The following is a 15767-nucleotide window of genomic DNA, read 5'->3' as shown; positions in this document are numbered from 1 at the left end:
GCGCTGCCGTCACCGGGCTCGGACCGTGGCTCCCACGCGGGATAAGCGCCCCGTTTCGGAGTTGCGGACCGCCAGGAGCGCCGCGCCGATGTGCGCCGCCGCTCGCGGGTCGGAGAGGGAGCGGCCCGTCAGCTCCTCGATGCGGCGCAGCCGGTAGCGGACGGTGTTGGGGTGGACGAAGAGCCGCCCGGCCGCGCCCTTGGCGGAGCCGGAGGTGGCGAACCAGTGCTCCAGGGTCTCCAGGAGGCGGGCACGCTCCGCGGCCGGGAGGTCGAGCAGGGGCCGCAGCACCACCTCCACCAGGTGGGCCGCCTCCGCCGGTGCGGCGGCGACGACCATGGCCAGCGGGTCGTCGTCGAACCGCGCGACACCGGGGCCGGTGTGCCGCAGGCCGGCCAGGGCCAGCCGCGCGAAGCGCAGGGCCTGTGGCGCGTCCCGCAGCGAGTCGAAGCAGGGGCTCACGCCCACGCGGGCGCCCCGGGCGCGGTTCAGGACGCTCAGGAAGACGCCTTCCGCGGTCGGTGCGGGCAGGGCGACCAGCCCGATCTGCTGGTCGGGCAGCAGCCGCCAGGTCGACGGGAGCCGGGCCTGACGCAGCGAGCTCTCGATGCCCGTCAGCGGTTCCTCGCCGGGCGCTTCGGCCACCGCCGCGGCGACCGCGTAGGGCCCGCGCTCGGGCAGGCCGAGTTCGCGGGCGGCGTCCCGCAGGGTGGTGCGGTCGGCGATGACGCCGGTGAACAGCGCCTCCGCCAGTGCCGAGCGCCGGGCCTGCCGCTGCGAGGTCAGCTCGGTGGTGGCCTCCCGGTGGGCCGCCGCGACCGTCTGGGCGTACAGGCCGAACAGCGCCCAGATCTCCGCCGACCGCGACACCAGCTCGGCGTCCGGGACATCGGGGCGGGTCCGTGCCTCCGCGAGGATCTCCGACCACAGGAACTCGAAGCCGATCCGGTACGCGTGCAGGGTGTCCGCCAGCGGCATGCCCTGTTCGGCGCGGATCCGGCCGGTCTCACGGGACGGGCTCGGATCCGGGTCCGGGGCGTCCGTACCCCGGAGGTGGTTCAGGACCAGGTCGACGTTGGCCGTGCACGATGCGCGCAGCGAGTCGAAGGGGGTCAGCGACTCGTCCTTGTAGGCGTCGATCTGCGAGCGGATGCGCAGCGCCATCTGCTCACCGAGCTCCGGAACCCGTGCCTGAAGCACGGCCGCCACGTCCGACAGGTCCATTTTCGCAGCTTAACGCCGTGGTCTTGTTCCCGGGAACAATCCCGTCCGCGAGACACTGTCCCGCCGACCATAGGACCCGCCCGTGTGCGGCAGCACGATGACCTCCACGTGAACAGTGGATTTCCGACGATGACATGCGTGGAGGCAGGCCATGGCCAACCTGGCACAGTTCCTGGTGGAGACGGCGCAGCGGCAGCCGGAGCGGCCCGCCCTGCGCCTGGGCGAGCAGGTCACCGGCTACGCGGAGCTGGACGAGCGCAGCGCCCGCGCCGCCGCGCTGCTGCGCGCCGAGGGCGTACGGCCGGGGGACCGGGTCGCCCTGATGCTGCCCAACGTTCCGGAGTTCGTCGTCCTGTACTACGGCGCGCTGCGCGCCGGGGCGGTCGTCGTCCCCTTGAACCCGCTGCTGAAGACGCGCGAGACCGAGTTCCATCTGAACGACTCCGGAGCGGTGCTGCTGTGTGAATGGCACCGGGCAGCGGGCGAGGGCGCGCGGGGCGCGGCCGCCGCCGGGGTCCGGCACCTGGCCGTCGAACCCGCGGACTTCGCCGGCCGGCTGGCCGGTCACGAGCCGGCGCCCGGGGTGGCGGAGACGGACGACGCCGACGTGGCCGTGCTGCTGTACACCTCCGGCACCACCGGCCGCCCCAAGGGCGCCTCCCTCACCCACGGCGGACTGCGGCACAACACCCGGGTCAACAAGGACTCCGTGCAGCGGATGACCCCGGACGACGTGGTGGTCGGCTGTCTGCCGCTGTTCCACATCTTCGGGCAGATCTGCACCATGAGCGTGGCCGTCCTCAGCGGCGCCTCGCTCACCCTGATCCCCCGCTTCGACCCGCAGGCCGTCCTGGACGCCATCGTCCGCGACCGCGCCACGGTCTTCGAGGGCGTCCCGACCATGTACGCGGCGCTGCTCCAGCACCCCTCGGACGCGGACGTCTCCACGCTGCGGATGTGCATCTCGGGAGGGGCCTCGCTGCCGGTGGAGGTTCTGCACGGCTTCGAGCGGCGCTTCGGCTGCGCGGTGCTGGAGGGCTTCGGCATGTCCGAGACCAGCCCGGTCGTCACCTTCAACCACCCCGACCGGCCCCGCAAGGCGGGCTCCATCGGCACCCCGATCCAGGACGTGGAGGTACGGCTCCTGGACGACAGGGGCCGGGACGTGGCGCTCGGCGAGGTCGGCGAGATGGCCGTCCGCGGACCCAACGTGATGAAGGGGTACTGGAACCTCCCGGAGGAGACGGCGGCCGCCGTCCCCGACGGCTGGCTGCGCACCGGAGACCTGGCCCGGCAGGACGAGGACGGCTACTTCTACGTCGTCGACCGCAAGAAGGACATGATCATCCGCGGCGGCTACAACGTCTACCCGCGCGAGATCGAGGAGGTGCTCCACGAGCACCCCGCCGTCGCGCTGGCCGCCGTGGTGCCCGTGGCGCACGCCCGCCTCGGCGAGGAGGTCGGGGCCGCGGTGGTGCTGCGCCCGGGCGCGACGGCCACGCCGGACGAACTGCGGGAGTTCGTCAGGGACCGGGTGGCCGCGTACAAGTACCCGCGCGAGGTGTGGATCACGGACGCACTGCCGACCGGCCCCAGCGGCAAGATCCTCAAGAGGGAGATCACCGCACCGGCGGGGTGAGCCGCGCCGGGCGGGCCGGAGCGGGAGCACGCCTTCCGTCGCGCCCGCCTTACCGCGGGCCCGGGCCTCACGCTCGCGCCTCGGCCGCGGACGCGGTCCTCGATCACCGGGATGACCGTCCGACCGCGGCCGAGACGCGGTGCGTGCCGCGCTGCCGTTCAGCTCAGCCGCCCGTCACCGTCTCCCGGGTCAGTTCCGCGCCCTCCCGGAGGAAGAGCGGGATGCGCTCCAGCGGGGCGGGCACGGTCACCGGGGCGCCCCCGGTGTACTCCTCACCCGTCCAGACGTCCGTCCAGCGCGCACCCGCGGGCAGGTGGACCGTCCGTTCGACCGCCCCCGCCGTCAGCACCGGCGCCACCAGCAGGTCCGGCCCGAACAGATAGGCGTCCCCCACCGACCAGGCGGCCGGGTCCTCGGGGAACTCCAGGAAGAGCGGCCGCATGGGCGGCAGGCCCTCCTCATGGGCGGTGCGCATCTGGGCGAGGACGTACGGCCGGATCCGCTCCCGCAGCCGCAGATACGAGGCGAGCACCTCCGCGGCCTCGGGGCCGTACGACCAGAGCTCGTTGGGGCCGCCCGTCATGCCGGGGCCGAGCGGCATGCCCGGGGCGCGGAAGCCGTGCAGCCGCATCAGCGGGGACAGGGCGCCGAACTGGAACCAGCGGACGAGCACTTCGCGGTAGTCCGGGTCCTCCGGGTCGCCGCCGTGGAAGCCGCCGATGTCGGTGTTCCACCAGGGGATGCCGGAGAGCGCCACCTGCAGGCCCGCCGTGACCTGGCGGCGCAGCGTGGCGAAGTCCGTGCCGATGTCGCCCGACCACAGGGCCGCGCCGTACGCCTGGCTGCCGGCCCAGGCCGAGCGGTTGAGGGTGATGCCCTCCGGCTCGCCCTCGGCCAGCAGCCCCTCGTGGAAGCCGCGGGCGTTCTCCCGCGGGTAGAGGTTGCCGACCTCCGCGCCCGGCCCGGCGTGGTAGCGCAGGCCCGCGGCGAAGTGGGGCTTGAGCTCGGGTTCGCAGGCGTCCAGCCAGAAGGCGCGGATGCCGTACGGGCGCAGGTAGTTCTCCCGTATCCGGTCCCAGACGAAGGCGCGGGCGTCCGGGTGGGTGGCGTCGTAGAAGGAGACCTGGACCGGCTCGGCGACCCCCTTGTCCGGCCAGTCGGCGTGGACGGGCGGACCGTACTCCGTGCCGATGAAGTAGCCGCGCTGCTCCATCGTGTTGTGGTTCTCGCTCAGCGGGGAGACCGAGGGCCAGACCGACACCACCGGTTCGATCCCCAGGTCGCGCAGTTCCCGCACCATCGCCGCCGGATCGGGCCACTCGGCCGGGTCGAACTTCCAGTCGCCCAGGTGCGTCCAGTGGAAGAAGTCGCAGACGATGGCGGCCAGCGGCAGCCCGCGCCGCTTGTACGCGCGGGCGACCTCCAGCAGTTCCTCCTGGGTGCGGTAGCGCAGCTTGCACTGCCAGAAGCCGGCCGCCCACTCAGGCAGCATCGGCGTCCGGCCCGTCACCGCCGTGTAGTGGCGCTGGGCGGCGGCCGGGTCGCCGGCGGTGATCCAGTAGTCGATCTGGCGGGCGCTGTCGGCGACCCAGCGGGTGCCGTTCGCGGCGAGTTCCACCCGGCCGACGGCGGGGTTGTTCCAGAGCAGGGTGTAGCCGCGGTCGGAGGTGAGCAGCGGGATGGTGACCTCGGCGTTGCGCTGCACCAGGTCGATGACGGCGCCCTTCTGGTCGAGGAGGCCGTGCTGGTGCTGCCCGAGTCCGTACAGCCGTTCGCCGTCGTAGGCGCGGAAGCGCTGTTCGAGGCGGTGGTAGCCGTTGCCGGTGGCGGTGTAGAGGCGCGGCCCCGGCCACCAGAAGTGCGCCCGCTCCTCGGCCAGCAGTTCCTCACCGGTGTCGGTGCGGAGGAAGCGGACCATGCCCTCGGCGGTGACCTCGGCGGTCAGCGCGCCGTTGACGAGCAGTCCGCGGTCGTCGCCGGGCTTGACGGACGACGCGGGCGCCTCCGGCGGGGCCTCCCGCAGCGCGCCCGGGAGGTCCGCGAGGACCGGGCCGCCGAGCCGGGCGCGGACCCGGATCGCGTCCGGGCCCCAGGGTTCGAGCCGTACGGTCTCCTGCCGGCCCGACCACTCCAGGGCGCCGCCGCTCTCGCGGAAGGTGCCGGCCGTGGGGGAGGACTGGGCGAGCGAGACTGACTGCGGTGACGGGTTCATCTGCACTCCTCTGGGATGACGGCGGCCGGTGGGACGTCGTACGGGGCCGGGCGCGGGCGGCACGGAGGCCCGCGGACCCGCGGACAGGCGCGCGGGCCCGGCGGCCGTGCGGCGGGCGGGAGACGCGGTCGGGGACGGGGCCCTTCCGCGGGCCGGGAGCGGGCGGAGGCGGTCGGGAGCGGTCGGACGGTGCGGCGGCCGGTGCGGCCGGCGCGGACGGACCGTGCCCGCGGGCGGCTGCGGGCACGGTGGTGCGGGACGGCGGGCGCGGGCGGCGGGGACGGCGGAGACGGTCGGGAGCGGGACGGGGCGGTGGCGCGGTGGTCAGCCCGGGCGGGAGGCGGTCCGGAGCTGGCGCGCACGGTGAGTTCGGGGGGCAGCAGGGTGGACCGGGGACGGCCGCGTCCCTCCAGCTTCTCCATGACGAGCTCCACGGCCCGGCGCCCCATCTCCTGGGCGGGGATGGCGACCGAGGTGAGCCGCACGGACGCCTGCAGGGCGACCTGCTCCGGGCAGACGGCCACCACCGAGACGTCCTCCGGCACCGCCCGCCCCTGCTCCCGCAACAGGCTGAGCAGCGGGTCGATCGCGTGCTCGTTCTGCACCACGAGGCCGGTGGTGTTCGGGCGTTCACCGAAGATCCGGGCGAGGGTGCCGGCCAGCGAGGCGTAACCGCCCTCGCAGGGGCGGTGCAGGGTGCGCAGCCCCAGCTCGCGGGCGCGGCGGCGGAGCCCTTCCACCGTCCGCTCGGCGAAGCCGGTGTGCCGCTCGTAGACGGCCGCGGCCTCGCCGATCACGGCGATCTCCCGGTGCCCGAGCTCCGCCAGATGCTCGGCGCAGAGCGCGCCGGTCGCGGCGAAGTCCAGGTCCACGCAGGTCAGTCCGGTGGTGTCGGCGGGCAGCCCGATGAGCACCGCGGGCCGGCCGGCCTCGCGCACCAACGGCAGGCGGGCGTCGAGCAGTTCGACGTCCATCAGGATCATGGCGTCCGCCAGGCCGCTGCCCGCCACCCGGCGTACGGCGGCCGGGCCCTCCTCGCCGGTCAGCAGCAGGACGTCGTAGCCGTGGGCGCGGGCGGTGGTGGCGACCGCGAGGGCGATCTCCATCATCACGGGGACGTACATATCGGTCCGCAGCGGCATCATCAGGGCGATGACGTTCGAACGGCTGCTCGCCAGCGCGCGGGCGCCCGCGTTGGGGTGGTAGCCGAGCTCCTCGATGCTGCGTTCGACCCGGTCGCGGGTGGTGGCGGAGATCGAGCGCTTGCCGCTGAGGACGTAACTCACCGTGCTGGCGGAGACCCCGGCGTGCCGGGCGACCTCGGCGAGTGTGACCATGCAGTCCCCCAGCGGCGCGACGGTGACGGGCGGCCGGCCCCGAGCGGGTGAAGCGCTTCGACTATGCGGTCGGCCCCGCCCCCCGGCCGATGCCGTGGAACGACAGTAGACCGGTGCCCGGAAGCTGTCCAGAGGAGTGTCGAAGCGCTTCAACGGAGCGCGGGCCCGGCGTGCGCTCCCTGCCGTCCTGCTCCCGTCCCCTCCTGCCCCTCCTGCCCCTCCCGCCCCCTGGCGTCCCCACCCGCCCGCCGTCCGTGGTGCCGCCCGCCGCCGTCCGGCCCATCGGCGCGGTCCGCGCCCGGTACGCGCCGCCCCGGCCGGGTACACCGTCATCAGCCACACCGCCCGGCCGGAGCCCCGCCGTCCCCGCCCCGGCCGGCCCCGCACCCCTACTCGCGGCGAGGTGAGCCCCATGTCCGCACCGTCCGCCCGTCCCTCCGTCTCCGAACGCGAAGCGCGCGAGGTGGCCGAGGCCGCCCGCGAACAGGAGTGGCGCAGTCCGAGCTTTGCCAAGGAGCTCTTCCTCGGCCGGTTCCGGCTGGACCTGGTCCACCCGAGCCCCGCCGCCGACGCCGGAGACGAACGGCGCGGGGAGGCGTTCCTCGCCCGGCTCCGCGCGTTCCTCACCACCCGGGTCGACAACGCCCTGATCGAACGCGAGGCGCGCATCCCCGACGACGTCATCCGCGGCCTCAAGGAGCTCGGCGCGCTCGGCATGAAGATCGACACCCGGTACGGAGGTCTCGGGCTCAGCCACGTGTACTACCACCGGGCCCTCGCCCTCACCGGCTCCGCCAGCCCCGCCATCGCCGCCCTGCTCTCCGCGCACCAGTCGATCGGCGTGCCCCAGCCGCTGAAGATCTTCGGCACCCCGGAGCAGAAGGACGCCTTCCTGCCGCGCTGCGCCCGCACCGACCTCTCCGCCTTCCTCCTCACCGAACCCGACGTCGGCTCCGACCCGGCCCGCCTGGCGACCACCGCCGTGCCCGACGGCGACGGCTACCTCCTCGACGGGGTGAAGCTCTGGACCACCAACGGCGTCGTCGCCGATCTGCTCGTCGTCATGGCGCGCGTGCCGGCCGGGGACGGCCACCGGGGCGGCATCACCGCCTTCGTCGTGGAGGCCGGCTCCGAGGGCATCACCGTCGAACACCGGAACGCCTTCATGGGGCTCCGCGGCCTGGAGAACGGCGTCACCCGCTTCCACCGGGTCCGCGTCCCCGCGGCCCACCGCATCGGCGCGGAGGGCTCCGGCCTGCGCATCGCCCTCACCACCCTCAACACCGGCCGGCTCTCCCTCCCCGCCATCTGCGCCGGCGCCGGGAAATGGAGCCTGAAGATCGCCCGCGAGTGGTCGGCCGTCCGCGAGCAGTGGGGCCGGCCGGTCGGGCGGCACGAGGCCGTCGGAGCCAAGATCTCCTTCATCGCCGCCACCGCCTTCGCCCTGGAGGCGATGGTCGAACTCGCCGGGCGGATGGCCGACGAGGGCCGCACGGACATCCGGATCGAGGCCGCGCTCGCCAAGCTCTACGGGAGCGAGATGGCCTGGCGCATCGCCGACGAACTCGTCCAGATCCGCGGCGGCCGCGGTTACGAGACCGCCGCCTCCCTCGCCGCCCGCGGCGAACGCGCCGTCCCTGCCGAGCAGATGCTGCGCGATCTGCGCATCAACCGGATCTTCGAGGGCTCGACGGAGATCATGCATCTGCTGATCGCCCGCGAGGCCGTGGACGCGCATCTGTCGGTGGCCGGCGACCTCATCGACCCGGACGTCCCCCTGTCCGGCAAGGCCCGCGCCGGTGCCCGGGCCGGCGGCTTCTACGCCCGCTGGCTGCCCGGACTTCTCACCGGCCCGGGCCAACTGCCCCGCTCCTACCAGGAGTTCCACCCGGCGGGACACCCGGATCTCGCCCGCCACCTGCGCTGGGCCGAACGCTCCTCCCGCCGGCTCGCCCGTGCCACCTTCTACGCCATGTCCCGGTGGCAGGGGCGGCTGGAGAGCCGGCAGTGTTTCCTCGGCCGGATCGTGGACATCGGCGCGGAGCTGTTCGCCGTGAGCGCGGCCTGCGCCCGGGCGGAGCAGCTGCGCCGCGAGGACGGCCACGGCCGGGAGGCGTACCAACTGGCCGACGCCTTCTGCCGGCAGGCACGCGTCCGCACCGAGGAACTCTTCCGCCTGCTGTGGACCAACACCGACGACCCGGACCGCAAGGTCACCGCGGGCGTCCTGGGCGGGGTGTACACCTGGCTGGAGGAGGGCGTCCTCGATCCCAGCGGTGACGGGCCCTGGATCGCCGGCGCGGATCCGGGCCCCTCGCGCGGGGAGAACGTGCACCGCACCATCCGCTGAGCACCCGTTCCCCGCCGGGGCGTCAGCCCACGCCGGCGCCCCGGCCCGCCGGAGCACCGTCCGGCGCGGCCAGCGACATCAGCAGATCGACCAGGGCGAGCATCAGGTCCCGTCCCACCTCCGGCCGCCGCACGTCGCCCAGCAGCAGCGGGACCGCCGGGTCCAGGTCGAGGGCGTGCCGGACCTCCTCCTCCGTCCGGTCGCAGTGCCCGTGGAAGCAGTTGACGCCCACCACGAACGGGACGCCCCGGTTCTCGAAGAAGTCGATCGAGGCGAAGCTCACCTCCAGCCGCCGGGTGTCGACCAGGACGATCGCCCCGAGCGCGCCGTTGACGAGGTCGTTCCACATGAACCAGAAGCGCTCCTGGCCCGGCGTGCCGAACAGATAGACCACCAGTTCGGCGCTGATGGTGATCCGGCCGAAGTCCAGCGCCACCGTGGTGGTGTTCTTGTCCGCCAGCCCCTCGATGACGTCGACCCCGGCGCTGGCCTGCGTCAGGTACTCCTCGGTCCGGACCGGGGCCACCTCGCTGACCGCTCCGACCAGTGTCGTCTTGCCCACCCCGAAGCCGCCGGCGACGAGGAACTTGACGGCCGCCGGAGCCGGCCGGTCACGCCCCGGTCCGGCTCCGTGGTCAGAGTTGTTCGAGCCCATCCCTCACCGCCTGCAGAAGAGTCGTGTTCAGTCCGGCTTGCGCGGCCGGCATCGGCGGCCGCGCCGTCACCCTGTCCTGCGCGATCAGATCCCCGATGAGGATCTTGGTCACGGAGACCGGCAGATCGAGCGCCGCCGCGATCTCCGCCACCGCGGCCGGCACCCGGCACTGCTCCAGAATGGCGCGGTGCTCGGGCTCCAGGCCGCGTGCGGGGGGCTGGTCCGGGTCCCTGGTGACGACCATGGTGATCAGCGTGAGGTCGTCCCGCTCCGGAACCGTGCGGCCGCGGGTGATCGTGTACGGCCGGACCAGGGACCCGTCGGCGTCGTCCGGTTCCAGCCCGTCCGTCCAGTGTCTCAACCAGACCTACCTCCGTCACCGGAGGAGGAGTCGCCGCGGGGCTCGGTGCCGAGTTTCCTGCCGACCTGCTGGACCAGGGTGTACATCGCGACCGACATGACCTCGGCGTCGACCTCCTGGGAGGCCACCACCGCGAGATGGGTGCCCTTGCCCGCGGAGATGATGAAGAGCCACAGGTCCGCCAGCTCCACGATGATCTGGCGCACCGCCCCGCCGTTGAAGAGTTCGTCGATGCCCCGGGCCAGGCTCTGCTGGCCGGTGGCCACGGCGGCCAGCCGTTCGGCGTCCGTCCGTTCGATGGTCCCGGACTGGCTGACGACCATGCCGTCGTCGGACAGGATGACGGCGTGCAGGGTCCCCGCCACTTGTTCCACCAGACCGTCGAGCAGCCAGTCGAGATCCCGGTCGGTTGCCGTGGTGCGCTGTGTCATTCTCGGTCTTCCCTTGCTGTTCCGCCGGGTTGGGGCGTGCTGACGTCGGCCGGGGGGATGTCCTGCTCGGAGCCCGGCCCGCGGGTGATGCGGGACTGGCGCTGGAACGCGCCCACCGTCGCGCCGGAGCGCTCGGGTGCCGGATGCGCGTGGGGGGACGCGTCCTCGTCGGTGCCGGGCCGCCGCGGCGGATTCCGGAGTTCGGGGGTGAGGCTGGCCTGGCGGACCCGGCGGGGCAGCGGCCTCGTGCCGCCGTCGGCCCCGTTCACGGCGGCACCGTCCGCGCCGGTCCGGCCGTCCGGTGTGCGGCTCCCGCCGTCCGGTGTGCCGGTCCCGCCGCCGGCGACGGCCGCCGCGGCCTGTCCGCGGGAGCGGCGCGGCAGGTCCGCGGACGGCCCGGCCGGCGCGGCGGGCGCCCCGGCGGGCTCCCCGCGCTCCGCGGTCCCGCGGGCCGCGGGCAGGGGCTTCCCGGCCGCGGCCGCGGTGGCCCTGCCGCCGTCCGGGTCCGCGTCGGAGCGCGGGCCCGCGCCCGTGTTCCCGCTTCCGCCTGCGCCCGCGTCCGCGCCGGCGTCCGGTTCCGGCGCGTCGGCGACCAGTTCGGCCGGGATCATGACGATCACCCGGGTGCCGCCGAACACGGACGGCCGGAACTCCAGCGTCAGCGCGAGCCCGGCCGCCAGCCGTGCCACCACGTAGAGGCCCAGCCGGGCGTCGTCGGCCCGGGACATCATGTCCATCCGCGGCGGCTCGGCCATCATCGCGTTGAGCCGGTCGTACTCCTCCGGCTCCATGCCGAGCCCGCGGTCCTCGATCTCCACGACCAGGCCCCGGCCCACCAGGCCGGCCCGTGCCTCCACGGGGTTCGGCGGCTTGGAGAAGGCGGTGGCGTTCTCCATCAGCTCGGCCAGGATGTGCGCCACCGGACCGACCGCGCGTTCGGACAGCCACGGCCTGCCCTGTACCTCGATCTGGATGCGGCGGTAGTCCTGCACCTCGCCCAGCGCGGACCGCAGCACGTCCAGCACCGGGACGGGCCTGCGCCAGCGCCGCTGCGGCTGGCCGCCGCCGAGGATGACGAGGTTCTCCTCGTAGCGGCGCAGCCGGGCCGCCAGGTGGTCGAGGTCGAACAGCCCTTCCAGCACCTCCGGGTCCTCGTGGCGGCGCTCCATCTCGTCGAGCTTCTTCAGCTGGAGGCCGATGAGCAGCTGGGTGCGGCGGGCGATGCGCTGGAGCAGCCGTTCGAAGCCGCGGTGCTGCTCGGTCTCCCGTACGGCGGTCTCGACGGCGCTGCGGCGGGCGAGGTTGAGGGCCTGGCCGAGCCGGCCCAGCTCGTCGTCGCCGTGCGGGACCTCCCGGACCTCCGCGTCGACGTCGATGTCCTCGCCGCGCTGGAGCCGCTCCACGACGGCCGGCAGCTCCGTCTCCAGCCGGGCCGCCTCGTCGCGCAGCGCGAGGATCCGCTGCCGCAGGGAGCCGGTGAGCCACAGGGTGAGCGCGATGACGACGACGACCGCGCCCAGCCCGATGGCGCTGGCGGCCACCATGCGCACCATCAGGTCCCGCACCGAATCGGCGTTGGCCCGGTTGAAGTCGGCGGCCAGCCTGCCGGTCAGCTCGTGGAGCCGGGGCTGCAACTCCTCCATGGCCTCCCGCCACCGGCCGGCCTCGCGGGGCAGGTCCCCGGGCTCGGTGAGGGGAACCTGCAGCAGGGTCTGCTCCACCACGGTCTTGGTGTGCCAGGCGTCCATGAGGGTCGTGTCGTGGTGGAACGCGGCCTCGGCCTCGGGCAGCCGCGACGCGATGCGGTCCTCGAAGAGGTACTGCTGGGCGCCGATCCACTCGACGAGGTCGGAGCGCTCCGTCTTGTCGAGGTGGCCCGCGGCCCAGCCGCGGGTGAGCACCGCGTCCTCGCGGGCGAGCGTCTCGTTGGCCCACATGAGGTCGGTCAGCGGCTGAGCCCTGACGCTGACCGCGCCGTTGTCGGTGTTGCCCAGGGCGTCGGTGAACTTCAGAGCACTGTCGATCATCAGGGTGAAGGACCCGAAGACCACGGGCTGGGTGCTGATCCGGTCGTCCACGTCCTCCCGGACCTCCGGGAGCACCCGGAGCTCATCCCGGGCCCGGGCCAGGGCGTCGCGGAGCTCCCCGTGCAGGCCGGTGGTGCCGCTGCCGGTTCCGGAGCGGAAGGCCCGCACCGCCTTGTCGGTCCGCTCGCGCTGTTGCCTCAGGGCGGTGGGGGAGGTCTCGGGATCGGCCAGGATCTCGGCGGTCAGCCGCCGTTCCTCCCGGAGCGCGGTGGCCAGGTCCCCGGTCAGGGTGATGCCGCGTTCGGCCAGGGCGGCGTGACGGGCCTGCAGCCGCCAGTCCAGGGCGAGTTGAGCGGTGCTGACCCCCCAGAGGGCGGCCAGCGCCAGGCTGGGTATGAGGGCCAGCACGAGGAGAACCATGCGCAGTGACCCCGGACGGCGTACGCGGTCCGCCCCCCGCCCCGGTCCCTCAGGCGTACGCGTGCGCAGTGCCATGTCACCCCAGCCAGAAATCACAACAGGTATCGCCGCAGGTGGGGGGCGGCGCGTGGTGGAGCCGATGCTAGTTGTGACCGCAAGGGGAAGGAATACGGCTGCACGAACCGTGTGCAGAAAGATCCGTTCCGTGGCCCCGGTCGCGGCCGCACCACGAAACCGCAGGCCGGAGAACGGAGTTGCGGACCCGCCCCGGAGGCGGCCCCGGATCCGGACCCGGCCGCTCCGGGCGGGTCCGGGGGAACCCGCCGGGGGCACCGGAGGCAGGACGCCGCCGTCCCGCCGCCCGCGCGTTCGGCGGGTGCGCCGTCCGGCGCACGGAGCCGGTGCGGTGACAATGGGGGGATGACGGACTCCCTCGCCCACCCGCACCTGACCTTCCCGGCGGCCACCGCCGCCACCGGAGGCCCGCGGGACATCGTGATCCTCGGTTCCACCGGCTCGATCGGCACACAGGCCATCGACGTGGTGCAGCGCAACCCCGGACGTTTCCGGGTGACCGGCCTCTCGGCCGCCGGCGGACGGGCCGAGCTCCTCGCGGAGCAGGCCCGCCTGCTGGACGTCGGCACCGTGGCCGTCGCCCGGAAGGACGCCGTGCCGGCCGTGCGCGAGGCGCTGTCCGCCGCCTACGGCTCAGCGCGGCAGCCGGAGATCCTGGCCGGGCCCGACGCCGCGGCCGATCTGGCGGCGAGCGACTGCCACACGGTGCTCAACGGCATCACGGGGTCCATCGGCCTGGCCCCGACCCTCGCGGCCCTGGAGGCCGGCCGGGTGCTGGCGCTGGCCAACAAGGAGTCCCTGATCGTGGGCGGCCCGCTGGTCAGGGCGGTGGCCAAGCCCGGCCAGATCGTGCCGGTGGACTCCGAGCACTCCGCGCTCTTCCAGGCCCTGGCGGCCGGCAGCCGCTCCGAGGTGCGCAAGCTGGTCGTCACCGCCTCCGGCGGTCCGTTCCGCGGCCGGACGAAGCCGGAGCTGGCCGAGGTCACCCCCAAGCAGGCGCTGGCCCACCCCACCTGGAACATGGGCCCGGTGGTCACGATCAACTCCGCGACCCTCGTCAACAAGGGTCTGGAAGTCATCGAGGCGCATCTTCTCTACGACATTCCGTTCGAACGGATTGAGGTTGTCGTCCACCCGCAGTCGTATGTGCACTCGATGGTGGAATTCACAGACGGCTCAACGCTGCTCCAGGCCAGCCCCCCGGACATGCGGATGCCGATCGCCCTGGGGCTGGGCTGGCCGGAACGGGTCCCCGACGCCGCTCCCGGCTGCGACTGGACCAAGGCGTCGAGCTGGGAGTTCTTCCCGCTGGACAACGACGCCTTCCCCTCCGTGGGGCTGGCGCGGCACGTCGGCGGTCTCGGCGGCACGGCCCCGGCCGTGTTCAACGCCGCCAACGAGGAATGCGTGGACGCGTTCCTCGACGGCCGCCTCCCCTTCAATGGCATCGTGGAGACCGTCGCCGAGGTGGTGGCCGAACACGGAACCCCCGGCCGGGGAACCTCTCTCACCTTGGCCGACGTCCTGGAAGCGGAGAAGTGGGCGCGCGCCCGCGCCCGTGAGATGGCGGCGACGTCAGCATCGGAGGCCCGCGCATGACGACCCTGATGACGGTTCTCGGCATAGTCGTCTTCGTGATCGGGCTGCTGTTCTCGATCGCGTGGCACGAGCTGGGGCACCTGTCGACGGCCAAGCTGTTCGGTGTGCGTGTGCCGCAGTACATGGTCGGCTTCGGCCCGACCCTCTTCTCCCGCAGGAAGGGGGAGACGGAGTACGGGGTCAAGGCCATTCCGTTCGGCGGCTACATCCGCATGATCGGCATGTTCCCGCCCGGCGAGGACGGCAGGGTCACCACCCGCTCCACCTCGCCGTTCCGCACCATGATCGAGGACGCCCGGGAGGCCGCCTTCGAGGAGCTGCAGCCCGGTGACGAGAAGCGGCTCTTCTACACGCGCGCGCCGTGGAAGCGCGTGATCGTGATGTTCGCCGGCCCCTTCATGAACCTCGTGCTGGCCGTGGTGGTCTTCATGGGCGTGCTGATGGGCTTCGGCATCAACACCCAGACCACCACCGTCTCCACCGTCTCCGACTGCGTGATCTCGCAGAACGAGAACCGCGACACCTGCCGCAAGGGCGACCCGGCCTCGCCGGCCAAGGCGGCCGGGCTCCAGCCGGCCGACAGGATCGTCGCCTTCGACGGCGAGCGGATCGAGGAGTGGTCCGTCCTCCAGGAGCGCATCCGGGAGACCACCGGACCCGCCACCATCACCGTCGAGCGCGCCGGCGAGCTGAAGACCCTTGAGGCCGACCTGGTGGAGAACCGGCTGGTCAAGTACGACGACGACGGCCGCGTCATCCAGGACGAGTACGTCACCGCGGGCTTCCTCGGCTTCAGCCCCGCCACCGGGGTGGTCCAGCAGACCTTCGGCCAGTCGGTCGAGCGCATGGGCGACATGCTCACCAATGGTGTGGAGGCCCTGATCGCCCTGCCCTCGAAGATCCCCGCGCTCTGGGACGCCACCTTCGGCGACGCCGAGCGCGAGCCGGACTCCCCGATGGGCGTCGTCGGCGCCGCCCGCGTCGGCGGCGAGGTGTTCAACCTGGACATCCCGCCACAGCAGCAGGTCGCGACCATGCTCTTCCTCGTCGCGGGCTTCAACCTGTCGCTCTTCCTCTTCAACATGCTGCCGCTGCTGCCGCTCGACGGCGGCCACATCGCGGGAGCGCTGTGGGAGTCGGTGCGGCGGCACACGGCCCGGCTCTTCCGGCGCCCGGACCCGGGCCCCTTCGACGTCGCCAAGCTGATGCCGGTCGCCTATGTGGTCGCCGGGATCTTCATCTGCTTCACCCTGCTGGTCCTCATGGCCGACCTGGTCAACCCCGTCCGGATCTCCTGACGGGCCGCCCCGCGCGGGCCCGCGGACGGCCGGGGGCATCCCCTCCCGGCCGTCCCCCGTCCGCGCGCCGCGCGGGAGGCCGCGGCGGCCGCATCCCCGCGCGTGCCGTAATCTCGGACCCGGAGCCCGCCTGTCTCCC

General features: G+C 73.5%; 10 protein-coding genes and 1 pseudogene. 4 read left to right on the top strand and 7 right to left on the bottom strand.

Annotated features, from left to right (window positions below):
* Positions 1 to 9 precede the first annotated feature (9 nt).
* Positions 10 to 1224, bottom strand: coding sequence for a CdaR family transcriptional regulator (locus E4N63_RS08655; RefSeq protein WP_230240364.1), 1215 nt, complete (start codon positions 1222 to 1224; stop codon positions 10 to 12).
* Positions 1225 to 1375: 151 nt separating this feature from the next.
* On the opposite strand from E4N63_RS08655, the gene E4N63_RS08650 reads away from it, so the two are divergent.
* Positions 1376 to 2863, top strand: coding sequence for a long-chain fatty acid--CoA ligase (locus tag E4N63_RS08650; protein ID WP_230240363.1), 1488 nt, complete (start codon positions 1376 to 1378; stop codon positions 2861 to 2863).
* Positions 2864 to 3026: 163 nt separating this feature from the next.
* Here E4N63_RS08650 and E4N63_RS08645 read toward each other — a convergent pair whose 3' ends face one another.
* Positions 3027 to 5075, bottom strand: coding sequence for a TIM-barrel domain-containing protein (locus E4N63_RS08645; RefSeq protein WP_230240362.1), 2049 nt, complete (start codon positions 5073 to 5075; stop codon positions 3027 to 3029).
* A gap of 329 nt (positions 5076 to 5404) precedes the next feature.
* Positions 5405 to 6412 (bottom strand): annotated as a pseudogene (locus E4N63_RS08640) (LacI family DNA-binding transcriptional regulator); the annotation flags it as partial.
* Positions 6413 to 6824: 412 nt separating this feature from the next.
* Here E4N63_RS08640 and E4N63_RS08635 point away from each other — a divergent pair.
* Complete coding sequence (locus E4N63_RS08635; protein WP_230240361.1) at positions 6825 to 8762, top strand: acyl-CoA dehydrogenase family protein; 1938 nt, start codon at positions 6825 to 6827, stop codon at positions 8760 to 8762.
* Between the two features lie 22 nt (positions 8763 to 8784).
* On the opposite strand, the gene E4N63_RS08630 is transcribed toward E4N63_RS08635, so the two are convergent.
* From E4N63_RS08630 to E4N63_RS08615, 4 genes are read right to left on the bottom strand one after another with little or no spacing between them, the layout of a single operon-like run.
* Entirely contained in the window at positions 8785 to 9417 is a 633-nt protein-coding gene (locus tag E4N63_RS08630; protein ID WP_125624231.1) for an ATP/GTP-binding protein, read from the bottom strand.
* Entirely contained in the window at positions 9398 to 9778 is a 381-nt protein-coding gene (locus E4N63_RS08625; protein WP_374112719.1) for a DUF742 domain-containing protein, read from the bottom strand. Before E4N63_RS08625 ends, E4N63_RS08630 begins: the two co-directional genes overlap by 20 nt.
* The gene (locus E4N63_RS08620; protein ID WP_125624229.1) at positions 9775 to 10209 is read right to left on the bottom strand and encodes a roadblock/LC7 domain-containing protein; all 435 of its coding nucleotides are present in this window, start codon (positions 10207 to 10209) and stop codon (positions 9775 to 9777) included. The genes E4N63_RS08625 and E4N63_RS08620 overlap by 4 nt, the downstream gene beginning before the upstream one ends.
* Positions 10206 to 12656, bottom strand: coding sequence for a nitrate- and nitrite sensing domain-containing protein (locus E4N63_RS08615; RefSeq protein ID WP_230240360.1), 2451 nt, complete (start codon positions 12654 to 12656; stop codon positions 10206 to 10208). Before E4N63_RS08615 ends, E4N63_RS08620 begins: the two co-directional genes overlap by 4 nt.
* Before the next feature lie 420 nt (positions 12657 to 13076).
* Between E4N63_RS08615 and dxr the strand changes: the two genes are divergently transcribed.
* Both dxr and E4N63_RS08605 read left to right on the top strand, forming a co-directional pair.
* Positions 13077 to 14330 (top strand): 1-deoxy-D-xylulose-5-phosphate reductoisomerase, encoded by a 1254-nt coding sequence (gene dxr, locus E4N63_RS08610; RefSeq protein WP_230240359.1) that lies wholly within the window; start codon positions 13077 to 13079, stop codon positions 14328 to 14330.
* Positions 14327 to 15628 (top strand): RIP metalloprotease, encoded by a 1302-nt coding sequence (locus E4N63_RS08605; RefSeq protein WP_125624226.1) that lies wholly within the window; start codon positions 14327 to 14329, stop codon positions 15626 to 15628. Before dxr ends, E4N63_RS08605 begins: the two co-directional genes overlap by 4 nt.
* The last annotated feature ends 139 nt before the right edge of the window (positions 15629 to 15767 follow it).

This window comes from Streptomyces sp. MNU89 (genome assembly GCF_020982505.1).
Classification (GTDB): domain Bacteria; phylum Actinomycetota; class Actinomycetes; order Streptomycetales; family Streptomycetaceae; genus Streptomyces; species Streptomyces xinghaiensis.
This window is presented reverse-complemented; position numbering and strand designations above follow the sequence as displayed.

What these genes read in the sequence shown, in the direction of transcription:
- E4N63_RS08655 (WP_230240364.1), bottom strand. Translation starts at nt 1,224, where the DNA reads ATGGACCTGTCGGACGTGGCGGCCGTGCTTCAGGCACGGGTTCCGGAG.
- E4N63_RS08650 (WP_230240363.1), top strand. Translation starts at nt 1,376, where the DNA reads ATGGCCAACCTGGCACAGTTCCTGGTGGAGACGGCGCAGCGGCAGCCG.
- E4N63_RS08645 (WP_230240362.1), bottom strand. Translation starts at nt 5,075, where the DNA reads ATGAACCCGTCACCGCAGTCAGTCTCGCTCGCCCAGTCCTCCCCCACG.
- E4N63_RS08635 (WP_230240361.1), top strand. Translation starts at nt 6,825, where the DNA reads ATGTCCGCACCGTCCGCCCGTCCCTCCGTCTCCGAACGCGAAGCGCGC.
- E4N63_RS08630 (WP_125624231.1), bottom strand. Translation starts at nt 9,417, where the DNA reads ATGGGCTCGAACAACTCTGACCACGGAGCCGGACCGGGGCGTGACCGG.
- E4N63_RS08620 (WP_125624229.1), bottom strand. Translation starts at nt 10,209, where the DNA reads ATGACACAGCGCACCACGGCAACCGACCGGGATCTCGACTGGCTGCTC.
- E4N63_RS08615 (WP_230240360.1), bottom strand. Translation starts at nt 12,656, where the DNA reads ATGGTTCTCCTCGTGCTGGCCCTCATACCCAGCCTGGCGCTGGCCGCC.
- dxr (WP_230240359.1), top strand. Translation starts at nt 13,077, where the DNA reads ATGACGGACTCCCTCGCCCACCCGCACCTGACCTTCCCGGCGGCCACC.
- E4N63_RS08605 (WP_125624226.1), top strand. Translation starts at nt 14,327, where the DNA reads ATGACGACCCTGATGACGGTTCTCGGCATAGTCGTCTTCGTGATCGGG.